The 15,561-nt window shown below is 69.9% G+C and carries 10 protein-coding genes; 3 read left to right on the plus strand and 7 right to left on the minus strand.

Features of this window, described 5'->3' with window-relative positions:
- Positions 1-7: 7 nt before the first annotated feature.
- The 6 genes from ASD48_RS04160 to ASD48_RS04180 form a co-directional block, all read right to left on the minus strand.
- On the minus strand, positions 8-2,296 hold the full coding sequence (locus ASD48_RS04160; protein ID WP_057599960.1) for an FtsX-like permease family protein: 2,289 nt from the start codon (positions 2,294-2,296) through the stop codon (positions 8-10).
- Complete coding sequence (locus ASD48_RS04165) at positions 2,293-2,946, minus strand: ABC transporter ATP-binding protein (protein WP_242432543.1); 654 nt, start codon at positions 2,944-2,946, stop codon at positions 2,293-2,295. Before ASD48_RS04165 ends, ASD48_RS04160 begins: the two co-directional genes overlap by 4 nt.
- 96 nt (positions 2,947-3,042) lie before the next feature.
- Positions 3,043-3,504 carry a hypothetical protein gene (locus ASD48_RS04170; RefSeq protein ID WP_057599962.1) on the minus strand — a complete coding sequence of 154 codons (462 nt, stop codon included), beginning with the start codon at positions 3,502-3,504 and terminating at the stop codon, positions 3,043-3,045.
- A 69-nt stretch (positions 3,505-3,573) separates the two neighbouring features.
- A complete protein-coding gene (locus tag ASD48_RS44115; RefSeq protein ID WP_242432496.1) occupies positions 3,574-3,840 on the minus strand; it encodes a hypothetical protein in 267 nt (88 codons plus the stop codon).
- A gap of 201 nt (positions 3,841-4,041) precedes the next feature.
- Positions 4,042-6,789 carry a pyruvate, phosphate dikinase gene (gene ppdK, locus ASD48_RS04175; protein ID WP_057599963.1) on the minus strand — a complete coding sequence of 916 codons (2,748 nt, stop codon included), beginning with the start codon at positions 6,787-6,789 and terminating at the stop codon, positions 4,042-4,044.
- Between the two features lie 490 nt (positions 6,790-7,279).
- On the minus strand, positions 7,280-8,503 hold the full coding sequence (locus ASD48_RS04180) for an ROK family protein (RefSeq protein ID WP_107104213.1): 1,224 nt from the start codon (positions 8,501-8,503) through the stop codon (positions 7,280-7,282).
- A gap of 120 nt (positions 8,504-8,623) precedes the next feature.
- Here ASD48_RS04180 and ASD48_RS04185 point away from each other — a divergent pair, with 120 nt between their 5' ends.
- The 3 genes from ASD48_RS04185 to ASD48_RS04195 all read left to right on the plus strand — a co-directional run bounded on the left by ASD48_RS04185 (position 8,624) and on the right by ASD48_RS04195 (position 14,256).
- Positions 8,624-10,198 (plus strand): hypothetical protein, encoded by a 1,575-nt coding sequence (locus ASD48_RS04185; protein WP_057599965.1) that lies wholly within the window; start codon positions 8,624-8,626, stop codon positions 10,196-10,198.
- A complete protein-coding gene (locus ASD48_RS04190) occupies positions 10,195-12,144 on the plus strand; it encodes a glycogen debranching N-terminal domain-containing protein (RefSeq protein ID WP_057599966.1) in 1,950 nt (649 codons plus the stop codon). The genes ASD48_RS04185 and ASD48_RS04190 overlap by 4 nt, the downstream gene beginning before the upstream one ends.
- A 441-nt stretch (positions 12,145-12,585) precedes the next feature.
- Positions 12,586-14,256, plus strand: a complete 1,671-nt coding sequence (locus tag ASD48_RS04195) for a CDP-alcohol phosphatidyltransferase (RefSeq protein ID WP_242432544.1) — start codon at positions 12,586-12,588, stop codon at positions 14,254-14,256.
- Between the two features lie 76 nt (positions 14,257-14,332).
- Here the strand turns inward: ASD48_RS04195 and dusB are convergent, their stop codons facing one another.
- Positions 14,333-15,487 carry a tRNA dihydrouridine synthase DusB gene (gene dusB, locus ASD48_RS04200; protein ID WP_057599968.1) on the minus strand — a complete coding sequence of 385 codons (1,155 nt, stop codon included), beginning with the start codon at positions 15,485-15,487 and terminating at the stop codon, positions 14,333-14,335.
- Between the last annotated feature and the right edge of the window lie 74 nt (positions 15,488-15,561).

A 15,561-nucleotide genomic window follows, 5' to 3' on the forward strand; every position in this document is an offset into this window, starting at 1 on the left:
CCGCCGATCAGTCCCGCCGAATCAACTCCGGGTCGATCCGCCGCCCGATCAGCGGCAGGGCACCGAGCGCGGCGACAACCACAACGCCGAGCGCGGAAGCGAGGAGCAGCGGCAGCCCGTCCCCGTCCCAGAACACTGCCCCGCCACCGGTCACCAGGTAACTGGACTCCGCCATCTTCCCGGTCACCACGGCGAGCACGAGCCCGACGGCCAGGGGCAAGACAACCTGCGCGACCTGAACGGCCCGGAGCGTCCGGGGCCTGGCCCCGAGCAACGCCAGGGCAGTGACCTGCGGCCGGCGTTCCACGGCTCGATCGGTGGCGGCGACGAGATACGCCGCCACCCCGATGATCAGACCCAGGATCATGCCCACGGCGAGGAGGGTCTTGATGACGGTGATCTGCTGAAGAGCGGCGGCGTCCACGCCGTCCGTCTCCACCTCGATCGTGGGGTCTACCCCCGCGATGCCTTCGAGTACGGAGCGCACGGCTGCGGCGCTGCTCAGCAGCTTGAGAGTGGCTCGGTCCTCGGGACGGAATCCGGCGGGGAACAGGGACGGTGGGATCAGAACAGCGCCGCTGCTGACCATCTGTGCTGCCGTGTCGTCGTGATACTTGATCGTCTGGCGCGGCACCTCCACATTGACGACCCGGCGCTCGCCTTCGGAGTTTCGCAGGTGGAAGGGGAAACTGTTTCCCGGCTTGCTGGCCTCGTCGTAGGTGTGACCCTGAACCATCAGCCGGGCGGGACGTCCGTCGACGCAGTTCTCGACCAAGGACGCCATTCTGCGCAGTTGCCCGCAAGTGGCGATCACGGCACTGATGCTGGTCCACACCTCGCTGCCGGGTTCCGTCCACGACTGCGCCTGAATGGCGTGGCTACGGACGCCTGGAACCTCGGTGAGAGCCCGCTCCTTGCTCTCGGGAACCTCGTCGAGCGCCATGGTGTAGAGCTGAACCGGCGAGGTGTTCTTGGAGACCTGGTTCAGTTCGATGAGCACGCCCTGCGTGAGCGACGCCGCGTAGACCAGCAACACCAGGCCGGTCGCCACGCGTAGAGCACCGCCCGGTTCCACTTCGTTGCGGCGCATGGCGAGACCCAGAGACAGCGAACTCGTGGCTCGGGCAACCGTCCGGGCCAGCGCGCGCGAGAGGATCGGCAACGACAGCACGAGGCCGGTACCGACCAGCACGACGGCGAGCGGCATCAAAATCGCCGAGAACGACGTGTCCGTGGGTACGTTTCCCGTCGCGCCGGCCACACAGTATCCGATGACGATGCCCAGTCCGGGAACAAGCGGAAGCAGGCCCCACAGACGCGGCGGCTTCTCCACAGCACTGCGCCGCACGGCCAGCGGGTTGGCCGCGGCCTTCTTCGCTCCGACCCGACCCACGAACCAGGCCAACGCCGGACAACCCACCAGACAGACGAGAAGCGCCGTCCCGGGCAGTGCGCCATCGGCCGGGTACCACTTGAACCCGGGCAGTCCCATCCGCGCCACCAACTGGTTGACGACCCAGTAGGCACCCAGGCCTAGCACGGCTCCCAGCAGTGCGGCAGCGACGGTCTCGGCCGCGTTGACACGCTGTGTGCCCTTTGCACTCAGCCCGAGCAGGCGCAATGCGGCCAGCCGCCTCATGCGGGAAGCGGCGGACAGCCGGGCACACACGGATAGGAACACTGCCAGCGGAAGCAGTACGACACCTGCCAAGGTGAAGCGCAGAATGTCGAGCGTAGAGGGCTCCACAGTCGGGAAGCGCGCGTATTTCCAACCGAATTCCGACAAGTGGCCACCTCCCTTGAGCTCTTCGGGTCTGCTGCCGACGTACGCGTAAAGCTCGTCGGGCTGGGCCAGCCCTTCGGCGGAGATGAGGCCGACCTCGTTGCCGGGCAGAAGTCGAGAGAGGCCGGGATCTTTGTTCAGCAGCTCGTGCAGCCGAGGAGAAACGAACACCTCACCGGGTCCCGGAAGCTCCGGAAGGCCCGGTGGCGGAGCGATAGGTGGGCCTGTCTGAGCCACGAAGATCCGGGTGAGGGGTTCGGAACCGTAGGGGCCCAGGCGGGTGAGGGCCAGGCCGGCCCCTGCAGTTGATAGACAGCTACCTCGTCCGTTCGAGCAATCTGGCTCTCGAGCTGCCTTTCTGGAATCTTGCGCAGCCAGAATTCCCGGAATCGCGAGAACGACCGCCAGACAGCACACACCTACCCCGCTGCCCACGACCATGAGCATGAAACGCACACGGTTACCTCGTCCGCTCCCGAGCAACAGCCTTAGCCCCAAGAGAAGTTCCTTCACGACGTCTCCTGTGCTTGAGCCGTGAGCATTCCGTCGCGCATCGTGTAGCGGGTATCGGCTCGTGCTGCTACCTGCGTGTCGTGCGTCACGAGCACCACTGCCGTTCCTTGTGATCGCGCAAGGGTGAGGAACTCCTCCAGCACAGCCGTGGCATTGTTGCTGTCAAGCGAACCGGTGGGCTCATCCGCGAATACAACAGCCGGCTTGTGCACCAATGAACGAGCCACCGCCACGCGTTGACTCTGCCCTCCGGACACCTGCGACGGACGTCGCCCTCGTAGATCACCAAGGCCGAGACGCCCCAGAACTTCACCGGCCGCGGCAAGGGCGTCGGCCTTACGCCGACCGGCTAGCCGGAGCGGCAGCGCGGTGTTTTCTTCCACGGTCAACTCCGGCAAGAGTTCACCGTACTGGAAGACGAAACCGAAACGTTCACGACGCAGCACACTTAGCTCTTCATCGTTGAGAGCCCCGAGGGAATTCCCTTCGAAACGGATCTCACCGCAGGTGACTGGCAAGACACCTGCCAAACAATACAGCAGCGACGACTTGCCCGAACCGCTTTGACCGGTGATCGCCGCGACTTCTCCCCGACGCAGGGAAATGTGCGCGTTCCTGACAGCCGACGTTTCCCCATAGAGAAGATCAATCCCTTTGGCGGAAAGAACTTCTGACGTATTGATCTCGTCCCCCTATCAAGAGCCCGAGCCCAGGCAAATCCACCTGAGCTCGGGAAGTCAGACCGATCAGGCATGGTCCCAGTCGTACAAAAAGTTCTGCTCCGGAGCGCAATTGTCCGGGCGAAGGGCACCCCGGTCGCGGCATACCCGGAACTTAACCTTTCCCGTATAGCGCTGCGCACCGTCCCAGTTGGACTCATGCAACCGAACTGAACTCCGCTGCTTTCCGTAGTAGCGCACCCAGCCGTGCCCGTGAACCTTCACCTCGACGTAGACGTTGTGCCGGTCAGTGGTGATCGTGTCCTTGAGCCGACCCCGCCATTCGAAGGCGCCGTGATTGATGCCGGGCCGGTTGAACTTGTACTTTCCTTCACTAAACTCCGCGCCCAGCGGTGCAAGTTTCGGGATCTTCCCCTGCACCGGCGAAGTAGGCACCGCCACCGCACCACCGAACATCAGACCAACCGCAGCCAGGCCGAGCAATGCCCTCTTCATCCATGCCTCCGTGACCATCAGCGACGCGACCATCGCCAGGAGTAACGGACTGTAGCGGCACGTAAGTTGACAGAAACGATCTATCTCCCCACAACCATCACATCAGGCGATCGACTTCCAGCCACTTCGCCACAGAAAAGAGGCCACCATCGCGGGCCACCCGTACCCCGGATCGCAGCGCGAACGCTGCTCACCCGTAGGCGTAGGTGGGCGGTCGTGTGAAGGGTGGGGTTTGGGAGTTGTGTAGGTGGGCGTAGGTGCCGCCGTGGGTGAGGAGGTCTTCGTGGCGGCCGGTTCGACGAGGTGGCCGCGGTCGACGACGAGGATGCGGTCGGCGTCGGGAGCCAGGTTGAGGTCGTGCGTGATCATGATGGTGGTGCGAGGTGTCGTACCCCTCGGGCCGCGCGGTGATGAACTCGTGCGCGGCGGCCGCCCGGGCCGCCAGACGCGACCCGCGGACAACGCAAGAGGACGACACCCCCGCACAGGGTGCCGTCCTCCGTGGTGCGCCGGGGCCGCCGCCGATCGGTGAGGGTCGGGGACCGGCGGCGGCTCCGGGGTTATCGGGGGTCAGCGGTGGTCGCTGCCCGTCGACTGTGATGCCGCCCGGCCCGCTTCCAGCCGCGCCACCGGGATCCGGAACGGCGAGCAGGAGACGTAGTCGAGTCCCACCTCGTGGAAGAAGTGGACGGACTCCGGGTCGCCGCCGTGCTCGCCGCAGACGCCGAGCTTGAGGTCGGGGCGGGTGGCGCGGCCGGCCTCCACCGCCAGCTTCACCAGGGAGCCGACGCCGTCCCGGTCGATCGTCTCGAACGGGCTGACGCCGAAGATGCCCTTCTCCAGGTAGGCCGTGAAGAACGAGGCCTCGACGTCGTCGCGGCTGAAGCCCCACACCGTCTGGGTCAGGTCGTTCGTGCCGAAGGAGAAGAACTGCGCCGCCTCGGCGATCTGACCGGCGGTCAGCGCGGCGCGCGGCAGCTCGATCATCGTGCCGATCGAGAGCTTCAGCTGGACGCCGGTCGCCGCCTCCACCTCCGCGATGACCTGGTCGGCCTCCTCGCGGACGATCTCCAGCTCCTGGACCGTGCCGACGAGCGGGATCATGATCTCCGCGCGCGGGTCGCCCTTCGCCGTCTTGCGCTCGGCCGCGGCCTCCGCGATCGCCCGTACCTGCATGGTGAACAGGCCGGGGATGACCAGGCCGAGGCGTACGCCGCGCAGGCCCAGCATCGGGTTCTGCTCGTGCAGACGGTGGACGGCCTGGAGGAGCCGGAGTTCGTTCTCGTGGGGCTCCTGACGGGACTCCGCCAGGGCCACGCGGACCGACAGCTCGGTGATGTCGGGCAGGAACTCGTGCAGCGGCGGGTCCAGGAGCCGGACCGTGACCGGAAGGCCGTCCATCGCCGAGAACAGCTCCACGAAGTCCTGCTTCTGGAGCGGCAGGAGTGCCTTCAGCGACTCCTCGCGCTCGTCCTCCGTGTCCGCGAGGATCAGGCGCTCGACCAGCTCACGACGGTCGCCGAGGAACATGTGCTCCGTACGGCACAGGCCGATGCCCTGGGCGCCGAAGCGGCGGGCGCGCAGCGCGTCCTCGGCGTTGTCCGCGTTGGCCCGGACCCGCAGACGGCGCTTCCGGTCCGCGAAGGCCATGATCCGGTGGACCGCCTCGACCAGTTCGTCGGCGTCGTTGGCGCCCGCGTGCATCCGGCCCTCGAAGTACTCCACGACGGGGGACGGGACCACCGGGACCTCGCCCAGGTAGACCTTGCCGCTCGAGCCGTCGATGGAGATCAGGTCGCCTTCCTCGACGACATGGCCGCCCGGCACCGTCATCCGCCGGCGCTTGGTGTCGACCTCGAGCTCCTCGGCGCCGCAGACACAGGTCTTGCCCATGCCTCGGGCCACCACGGCCGCGTGCGAGGTCTTGCCGCCGCGCGAGGTCAGGATGCCCTCGGCCGCGATCATGCCGTCCAGGTCGTCGGGGTTGGTCTCACGGCGGACCAGGATGACCTTCTCGCCCGAGCGGGACCACTTGACGGCCGTGTACGAGTCGAAGACCGCCTTGCCGACCGCCGCGCCCGGTGACGCCGCGATGCCCCGGCCGACCTGCTGGACCTTCGCCTCGTCGTCGAAGCGCGGGAACATCAGCTGGGCGAGCTGGGCGCCGGTGACCCGCTGGAGCGCCTCGGCCTCGTCGATCAGGCCCTGGTCGACGAGCTGGGTGGCGATGCGGAAGGCCGCGCCCGCCGTGCGCTTGCCGACGCGGGTCTGGAGCATCCACAGCTGACCGCGCTCGATGGTGAACTCGATGTCGCAGAGGTCCTTGTAGTGGTTCTCCAGCGTCTCCATGATCTGCATCAGCTGGTCGTACGACTTCTTGTCGATCGACTCCAGCTCGGCCAGCGGGACGGTGTTGCGGATGCCCGCCACCACGTCCTCGCCCTGGGCGTTCTGGAGGTAGTCGCCGTAGACGCCCTGGTGACCGGAGGCGGGGTCGCGGGTGAACGCCACGCCGGTGCCCGAGTCGGGGCCCAGGTTGCCGAAGACCATGGAACAGACGTTGACGGCCGTGCCCAGGTCGCCCGGGATGCGCTCCTGGCGGCGGTAGAGCTTGGCGCGGTCGGTGTTCCAGGAGTCGAAGACCGCGTGGATGGCGAGGTCCATCTGCTCGCGCGGGTCCTGCGGGAAGTCGCGGCCGGCCTCGTTCTTGACGATCCGCTTGAACTTGGTGACCAGCTTCTTGAGGTCGGCGGCCTCGAGCTCGGTGTCGACGGTGACCTTCTTGGCGGCCTTCGCGGCGTCCAGCGCGTCCTCGAAGAGCTCGCCGTCGACGCCGAGGACCGTCTTGCCGAACATCTGGATCAGGCGGCGGTAGGAGTCCCAGGCGAAGCGGTCGTCGCCGGCCTGCTTGGCGAGGCCCTGGACCGACTTGTCGGAGAGGCCGATGTTGAGGACCGTGTCCATCATGCCGGGCATCGAGAACTTGGCGCCGGAGCGGACCGAGACCAGCAGCGGGTCGTCGGCCTGGCCGAGCTTCTTGCCCATGCGCTGCTCCAGCGCGTCGAGGTGCGCACTCACCTCGTCACGCAGTGCCGCCGGCTCCTCGCCGCTGTCGAGGTAGACCTTGCAGGCCTCGGTGGTGATGGTGAAGCCCGGAGGGACCGGAAGGCCCAGGTTGGTCATCTCGGCGAGGTTCGCGCCCTTGCCGCCGAGGAGGTCCTTGAGGTCCTTGTTGCCCTCGGTGAAGTCGTAGACGAACTTCACGCCCTCAACGGTCGCGGCCTGCTCGGCTACCTGGAGATCTTTGTTTTCCGACACGGGTCTCGACTCCTCGAGGACGCGGTGGCTGCCCTGACGGCCAGGAACATACCCAGATCGAAGGCTCCTGGGTACGTCCACTCGCGCGTCATGTGCCCGTAACCAACCGTCCGCCAGCGGATCGAAAGTCAAGGCTTGGCAAGCGCACGGCCGCCGATGTTTTTACTTCTTGAACGCAAGCACCTCCCGACCGGCTCTCACATGCCCCATATTACGCTCAGATGAGCACTGAGCGGCACGATTGATTTCGATCGATGAACGATCAAGGGGTGGCACTGAGTGCCACCCCTTGGAGAAGTGCAGTCGCTCTTGATTCGCTCATCTGAGCACTGCCCCCCTCAGGGGTGGCGAGAATCACGCTGGAATCAGCCTTGTGCGGACGCCCCGATTTCACGATGCGGACGCGCCCCAAGACCCGTCCAGGGATGGAAACCTGCTCGTCACACGAGCATCCCGGGGATTCCCGGGAGTCCCGTCACACGAGCGTCCCTCACACCCCGAGCGCCAGCAACCGCTCCTCGACCCGCTCCGGCGCGTACAGGTGCTCCACGACCAGCGCACCCGCTCCCACCAGGCCCGCCCGCTCCCCCAGCCGCGAGGTCACCACGTCCAGACGGGCCGTGGAGCGGGGCAGCGCACGCTGGTAGAGCAACTCGCGCACGCCCGTGAGGAAGGCGGTTCCGGCCAGATCTCCGGCGATCATCAGAACCCCGGGGTTGAGCAGGGTCACGACGGTCGCCAGCACGTCCCCGACCCGGCGCCCGGCCTCACGGGCCAGGGCGGCCGCCTCCGGGTGGCCGGCCGCGAGCAGGTCGCGCACATCCGATCCCGATGACGCCGGGACACCCGACTCCGCCAGTCTGCGCGCCACCGCGCCACCGCTGGCGACGGCCGCGAGGCAGCCGTAGGAACCACAGCGGCACAGCGCCTCCGCGCCCACCCGGATGTGCCCGATGTCGCCGGCCCCGCCGTCGATGCCACGGAAGATCGAGCCGCCGACCACGACCCCCGCGCCTATGCCTGTCGACACCTTGACCAGCACGAACGCCGAGCAGTCGGCGTATCCGGTGCGCTGTTCGCCGTACGCCATGAGGTTCGCGTCGTTGTCGACGAGGACGGGGACCGCCGCCGCGCCGCCGTTTCCGCCCTTGGTCCCGCCCGCCGTCCGTTCGGCGAAGGCGCGGGACAGGCGGCCCCGTATGTCGTAGCCGTCCCAGCCGGGCATGATCGGCGGCTGGACGACCCGGCCGGTCTCGCTGTCGACCGGGCCGGGCACGGCGAGTCCGATGCCGCACACCTCGTCCGGCCGGTGGCCCGCCTTCTCCAGCAGCTCGGCGAACCAGCCGCCCAGCTCGCCGAGCACCGCGTCCGGCCCGTCCTCGACGACCAGCGTGCCGCCGTGCTCGGCCAGGATCTCCCCGGTCAGCGTCAGGACGGCCGCCCGCGCGTGCCGCGTGTCCAGGTCCGCCGCCAGGACGACGGCGTGGGCGTCGTCGAACTCCAGGGTGATCGAGGGACGGCCGCCCAGCGGGGAGTCGACCGGGCCGCCGGCCCCCTCGCGCAGCCAGCCGGCACGGAAAAGACGGTCCAGACGCTGGCCGACGGTGGCACGGGAGAGGCCGGTGGCCTGCTGGAGGGCACCACGTGTCGTCGCCCGTCCCCTGCGCACCAGTTCGAGCAGATCTCCGGAGCTGGCCTGGCCTCGTCCCGTCATGCGCACCCCCTTGTGTTTCTCAAGCCTGCATTACATATTGAGTTTTGCGTGTTAAATAGACGTAACCCTATGGTAGCCACTGCCGAACCGGTCGGCCTTGTCGTCTTCGGGGAGCCCCGAGTGGATCGCACCGCCCAGCTCATCGCCCGCCCGGCGGAGTACGCCGTTGCATACGATCCGGCGGGTCCGCCGGGTCCGCCGCACCTCGGGGCCCCGGCACCCGGGACGCCGCAGCTCGCGGCTCTGCGCCGCAGGGCGGCCAGCGTGCTGGCGGGCAACTGGACGGGTACGTCGACGGTTCCCTCACCCGGTCTGTACCCGCACCAGTGGTCCTGGGACTCGGCCTTCATCGCCATCGGCCTGCGGCACGTCTCGCCGCGCCGGGCACAGACCGAGCTGGAGACGCTGCTGGACGCCCAGTGGGGCGACGGGCGCATCCCGCACATCGTGTTCAACCCCTCCGTGCCGCTCGACGCGTACTTCCCGAGCCCCGACTTCTGGCGCTCCTCGACCGCGGGGCGCGCTGCGGGCGCCCCGCGCACCGTACAGACCTCCGGCATCGTGCAGCCACCGGTGCACGCGCTCGCGGCCTGGCTGGTGCACTGCGCCGACCCGGGGCTCTCCCGCGCCCGCGGTTTCCTCGCCCGGGTGTACCCCCGGCTGGCCGCCTGGCACCGCTATCTGCTGCACCGGCGCGACCTGGGCGGAGGCGGGCTGGTGTCCGTCGTCCATCCGTGGGAGCAGGGCATGGACAACGCGCCGAGCTGGGACGCGCCGCTCTCCCGGGTCGCCCCGGCCCCGGCGCGCTCGTTCCGGCGCGCCGACCTCGACCACGGGGCGCCCGAGGACCGTCCGACGGATCTGGACTACGGGCGGTACGTGCGGCTGGCCACCGACTACCGGGACGGCGGATACCGCGACGGCGGAGTGCGGGAGGGCGGGAACGGGCGCGGGCGCGGCGGGAGCGGGAGCGGGGGAGCGGAGTTCGCCGTCGAGGATCCGGCCTTCAACGCGCTGCTCATCGCCTCCGAACACGCCCTCGCGCGCATCGCGTACGAGCTGGGCGCGACCGGCACGGCCCGGCACGCGCGCGCGGAGCGGCTCACCGCGGCGCTGGTCGAGCGGCTGTGGGACCCGGCGGAGGGCATGTTCTTCTGCCGTGATCTGCGCGGCGGGGATCCGGACCCGGGCCGGCGCCCGCTCACCGGCGCCCTCGTCCCGGAGCGGGGCGTCTCCGGCCTCGTCCCCCTGCTCCTGCCCGGCCTGCCGCGCGAGGTGGCCGCCGCTCTCGTACGCACCCTGCGCGGCCCGCACTTCGGCCTGGGGACCAGCACCCGCCTCGCGCCCAGCCACGACCTGCTCGGCGAGGCCTTCGACCCGCACCGCTACTGGCGCGGCCCGGCCTGGTTCAACACGAGCTGGCTGCTCGAGCGGGGCCTCAGGCTGCACGGCGACCAGGACGGCGCGGACGCGCTGCGCCGGGCCGTGCTGGACATCGCGGACACCTCCGACTTCGCGGAGTACGTCGACCCGTACACCGGCGAGGCCTGCGGCGCGACCGGCTTCAGCTGGACCGCGGCGCTCACGCTCGACCTGCTGCACGACGACACCACGTCAGGCACGGGTGTCATGGCCGGACCGGGAATCCCGGCCGGCACGGGTATCACGGCTCTCAAGGGAGGGGACCGGGGATGACGGACCGACATCATCTGCTCGTGTACGGCGGGACGTTCGCCGCCGTGGGCGACCGCGGGGACATCAGCGGCGTACGGGGCTCCGGGGTGGCCGCGGGATCCCCCGAGGGGTTGTTCGTCCGGGACGCCCGGCACCTCAGCCGCTGGCAGCTGACGGTCGACGGCGCCGTGCCGGAGGTGCTCTCGCCGGTCGCGGACGGGGACACCACGCGGTGCGTGCTCGTCCCGCGAGGCGGCCGCAACGAGCCGCCGTCCTGCACGCTCTTTCGTGAACAGGCCGTCGGTGACAGTTCGTTCGTGGAGTCGCTGCGGGTGGTCAGCAACCGCCCGGTGCCGACGACGGTGCGCCTCGCGGTCACCGCCGACGCCGACTTCACCGACCAGTTCGAACTGCGCTCCGACCACCGTACGTACGCGAAGACCGGTGTCGTCCGCCGCCGCCAGGTCCTCGACGACGGCGTGGAGTTCACCTACCGCCGCGGCGAGTGGAAGTCCTGTACGACCGTGACGGCCGAGCCCGTGCCGGACGGCATCGAGGAGACCGGCACCGGCGCCCGACGGCTGGTGTGGAAGCTGGAGCTCGAACCGCACGGCTCCGCCGAGCTGACCCTGCGGGTGATGGCCCGGCCGCACGGCGAGAAGCGGGCCCTGCGGGTACCCCGCTCACCGGCCTCGGTCACCGGACAACTCCTCGCGCAGGAGGGCGAGTTCGTGGAGGGCGTGGCCTTCCCGACCGGCTGGCCCGAGCTGGCCGCGGCCTGTGCACGTGGTCTCGCGGACCTGGCCTCGCTGCAGGTCCAGGCGACCGGGCCGGACGGCGAGGAGCTGCGCGTCCCGGCGGCGGGCGCCCCCTGGTTCCTGACCCTGCTGGGCCGTGACGCCCTGCTCACCTCGCTGTTCGCCCTCCCCTACCGGCCCCGCCCGGCCGCCGCCACGCTGCTCGCGCTCGCCGCGGCCCAGGCCACCGAGACCGGCCCGCGGACGGTGTCCCAGCCCGGCAAGATCGTGCACGAGGTGCGGCACGGTGAACTGGCCCACTTCGAGCAGGTGCCGTACGGCCGCTACTACGGCTCGGTGGACGCGACCCCGCTGTTCCTCGTCCTCCTCGGCGCGTATGTCGAGCAGACCCGTGATGTGACGCTGGCCCGTCGGCTTGAGCCGCACGCCCGCGCGGCGATCGGCTGGATGCTGGACCACGGCGGGCTCACCTCGCGCGGCTACCTGGTGTACCGGGCCGACCAGGGCGGTCTGGCCAACCAGAACTGGAAGGACTCCCCCGGCGCCATCTGCTCCGCGGACGGCACCCGCGCGACCGGAGCGGTGATGGCGGCGGGGGCCCAGGGCTACGCGTACGACGCGCTGCGCCGCACGGCGTGGGTGGCGCGCACGGTGTGGGAGGACGAGAAGTACGCGGCCCTGCTGGAACAGGCGGCCGCCGACCTGCGGGACCGGTTCCAGCGGGACTTCTGGATGCCGGAGCGTGCCTTCCCGGCGCTCGCCCTGGACGGCGAGGGCCGCCAGGTCGACGCGCTCGCCTCGGACGCGGGGCATCTGCTCTGGTCGGGTCTGCTGGACAAGGAGTACGGGAAGGTCGTCGGCCGGCGGCTGCTCGAACCGGACTTCTTCTCCGGCTGGGGCGTACGCACCCTGGCGTCCGGGCAGCCGGCGTACCACCCGCTCTCCTACCACCGCGGTTCGGTCTGGCCGCACGACAACGCCCTGATCACGCTGGGCCTCGCCCGTTACGGTCTGCACGACGAGGCCCGTACGGTCGCGCACGCGCTGGTCGACGCGGCGACCGCGACCGGGCACCGCCTTCCCGAGGTCCTCGCGGGCTACGGCCGTGACACCCACGCGGAGCCGGTACCGTACCCGCACGCGTGTGTACGGGAGTCCCGTTCGGCGGCGGCACCGTTGGCGCTGCTCACCGCGGTCGGGGGCGCGTGACCGGCCGCTTGGCGCGCCGTTTGCGCGGTGTTTGCCGAGCGCTGGCCGGGGGCGGCTGAACGCGGGCCGAAGACAGCCCGTACGAAACTGTGGCGGATCCGGCTCCCTGCCGGATCCCCCGAACCGCCGGGCTTCGTACGGAAGGACCCTCGGGTGCCTGTCACCACTCGCTCATCCCAGCCGCCTGCGCCGAAAGGCCCCGAGGACGACGCTGCCGAAGCCTTGCAAGCCGTGGAACCGCCGACCTCCGGGGAACCGGTCGAGGCCGAGGCGCCCGCCGCCGCGTCCGAGGGCCCGCCCGGGGAACCGTCCGAAGCCGCCTCGGAAGCAGTCTCCGAAGCCGTGTCCGAAGCCCCTTCCGGTGATCCCTCCGCTGATCCCTCCGACGAGGCTCTTTCCGAGGTTCCGTCGGCGTCGGCTCCGCGCGGTCTCCGGGCCCGCGTGGCGCACTGGCGGGCCTGGCGGACGCGTCGTCCGCGCGCCGCGCAGGTGCTGTGGTGGACGGTGACGGTGCTGTCCCTGGTCCTCGTCCTCGGCGCCCTGGTACTGCCGAACCGGCTTGTCGCGCTCCAGGCCAACCGGTTCACGCGACTGCCCGGGGAGGCGATCATCGGCGCGGCCCTGCTGCTGGCGCTGCCCCGTCGTCCGCGGGCGGTGGTCGCGGCGGTGGGCGGTGTGCTCCTCGGGGCGCTGACCGTGCTGAATCTGCTCGACATGGGGTTCGTGGAGTACCTGGGCCGCGACTTCAACCTCGTCCTGGACTGGGGCCTGCTGGACGACGCCCAGTCCTACATCGCGGACTCGATGGGGCGGGCGACGGCCGTCGGCGCCGCGGTCGGCCTGGTCCTGCTCATCGGTCTGCTGTTCACGGTCATGGCCCTGGCGACGGTCCGGATCAGCAACCTGATGGCGCGCAACACCCGGGCGGCGACCCGGGGCACGCTGATCGCCGCCACGGTCTGGGTCACCTGCTCCGTCGTGGGCCTGCAGAACGCCGGGGTGCCTGTCGCCTCCTACCGCACCGCGAACGCGCTGGCCAACGAGGCCAGGCAGGTCCGGGACACCCTCCGGGACGAGGCCGCGTTCGGGAAGGAGGCCCGCTACGACACGTTCGGCGCCACCCCGGCCGACCAGCTCGTGCCGGACCTGCGCGGCAAGGACGTCGTCTTCACCTTCATCGAGAGCTACGGCCGCAGCGCCATCGAGGATCCGGGCATGGCGCCGGGCGTCGACCAGACCCTCGACACCAGCACCCGGGCCCTGGCGAAGGCCGGCTTCAGCGCTCGGAGCGGCTGGCTCACCTCGGCGACGTACGGCGGCAGCAGCTGGCTCGGCCACTCCACCACCCTGTCCGGCCTGTGGGTCGACAACCAGCAGCGGTACAGCACGGTCATGGCCAGCGACCACCTGTCCCTGACCAAGGCGTTCCAGAAGACCGGCGCCTGGGACACGGTCGGCATCATGCCGGGCGTGCAGAAGGGCTGGCCGGAGCAGAAGTTCTACGGCCTGGACAAGGTCTACAACGCCTTCCAGATGGGCTACCAGGGGCCGAAGTTCAGCTGGTCGACCATGCCCGACCAGTACGCCCTGGAGGCCTTCCAGCGGCTGGAGCACGGCCGCACCGACCGCGACAAGCCGCTGATGTCGGAGATCATCCTGACCTCCAGCCACCAGCCCTGGGCGCCGATCCCGAAGATGGTGGGCTGGGACGAGCTCGGCGACGGCTCGGTCTTCGAGGACATCCAGAAGGACGGCGAGAAGGCCTCCGACGTCATCGCCGACTCCGCACGGTCCAAGACGGAGTACGCCAAGTCCATCCAGTACTCGGTGACCGCGCTGACCCAGTGGCTGGAGCGCTACGGCACCGACGACACCGTCCTGGTGTTCCTCGGCGACCACCAGCCCATCTCCCGGGTCAGCGGCAGCAACGCCAGCCGGGACGTGCCGGTCTCGATCGTCGCCAAGGACCCGAAGGTCCTCGACAAGATCGCCGCCTGGAACTGGACGGACGGTCTGAAGCCGGCCCACGACGCCCCGGTGTGGAAGATGAGCTCGTTCCGCGACAAGTTCCTGACGGCATACGGCTCCACCCCGCATCCGTCGGAGGGCTGAACCCACCCGCCGGCCGAGCGCCCACCCGCGGAGCGCCCACCCGCCGAGACCCGGCAGCCGGGTTCCCGGCGGGACTTCAGCCGCCGGAGGTGTCCAGTTCCGCGTCCTCGCTGATGCCCGCGCAGTCGTACGGGTCCTTCAGCCAGCCGTCCGGCAGCACGACCCTGTTGTTGCCGGAGGTGCGGCCCCGGGGGCCGTCGGCGCCGGTGGGCCAGGGCTGGTCGAGGTCCAGCTCGTCGAGACCGGCCCGGAGTTCGGCGAGCGAGGAGGTGATGGCCAGCCGCTTGCGCATCTCGGAGCCGACCGCGAAGCCCTTGAGGTACCAGGCGACGTGCTTGCGGAAGTCGATGACGCCGCGCGGCTCGTCGCCGATCCACTCGCCGAGCAGGGTGGCGTGCCGGACCATGATGTCGGCGACCTCGCGGAGCGCGGGCCGGGCGATGTCCTCGGTCCGCCCCTCGAAGGCGGCCACGAGGTCGGCGAACAGCCAGGGCCGGCCGAGGCAGCCGCGTCCGACGACCACGCCGTCGCAGCCGGTCTCGCGCACCATGCGCAGCGCGTCCTCGGCCGACCAGATGTCGCCGTTGCCGAGGACGGGGATCTCCGGGACGTGTTCCTTCAGGCGGGCGATCGCCTCCCAGTCGGCGGTGCCGCCGTAGTGCTGGGCGGCGGTGCGTCCGTGCAGCGCGATCGCGGTGACGCCCTCCTCGACGGCGATACGGCCCGCGTCGAGGTAGGTGATGTGGTCGTCGTCGATGCCCTTGCGCATCTTCATCGTCACCGGCAGGTCCCCGGCCCCGCTCACGGCCTCGCGCAGGATCGCCCGCAGCAGAGGGCGCTTGAAGGGGAGCGCGGAGCCGCCGCCCTTGCGGGTCACCTTGGGGACCGGGCAGCCGAAGTTCAGGTCGATGTGGTCGGCGAGGTCCTCCTCCGCGATCATGCGGACGGCCTTGCCGACGGTGGCCGGGTCGACGCCGTACAGCTGGATCGAGCGCGGCTTCTCGGTCGCGTCGAAGTGGATCAGCTGCATGGTCTTCTCGTTGCGCTCGACCAGCGCCCGGGTCGTGATCATCTCGCTCACGAACAGGCCCTTGCCCCCGCTGAACTCCCGGCACAGGGTCCGGAAGGGAGCGTTGGTGATCCCGGCCATGGGGGCCAGGACGACCGGCGGGGTGACGGTGTGCGGGCCGATCCGGAGGGTCGTGTTCTGCGCGGGCGCGGTCGTGGGCATCCACCCATTGTCACGCATCGGACGGTGTGCCCGGCCGCACGTTCCGCCCGGCCGCCGACGGATCATGTAGCTAC

The sequence above is a fragment of the Streptomyces sp. Root1310 genome (assembly GCF_001426425.1).
Classification (GTDB): domain Bacteria; phylum Actinomycetota; class Actinomycetes; order Streptomycetales; family Streptomycetaceae; genus Streptomyces.

What these genes read in the sequence shown, in the direction of transcription:
- dusB (WP_057599968.1), bottom strand. Translation starts at nt 15,487, where the DNA reads ATGCCCACGACCGCGCCCGCGCAGAACACGACCCTCCGGATCGGCCCG.
- ASD48_RS44115 (WP_242432496.1), bottom strand. Translation starts at nt 3,840, where the DNA reads ATGATCACGCACGACCTCAACCTGGCTCCCGACGCCGACCGCATCCTC.
- ASD48_RS04170 (WP_057599962.1), bottom strand. Translation starts at nt 3,504, where the DNA reads ATGGTCGCGTCGCTGATGGTCACGGAGGCATGGATGAAGAGGGCATTG.
- ASD48_RS04190 (WP_057599966.1), top strand. Translation starts at nt 10,195, where the DNA reads ATGACGGACCGACATCATCTGCTCGTGTACGGCGGGACGTTCGCCGCC.
- ASD48_RS04180 (WP_107104213.1), bottom strand. Translation starts at nt 8,503, where the DNA reads ATGACGGGACGAGGCCAGGCCAGCTCCGGAGATCTGCTCGAACTGGTG.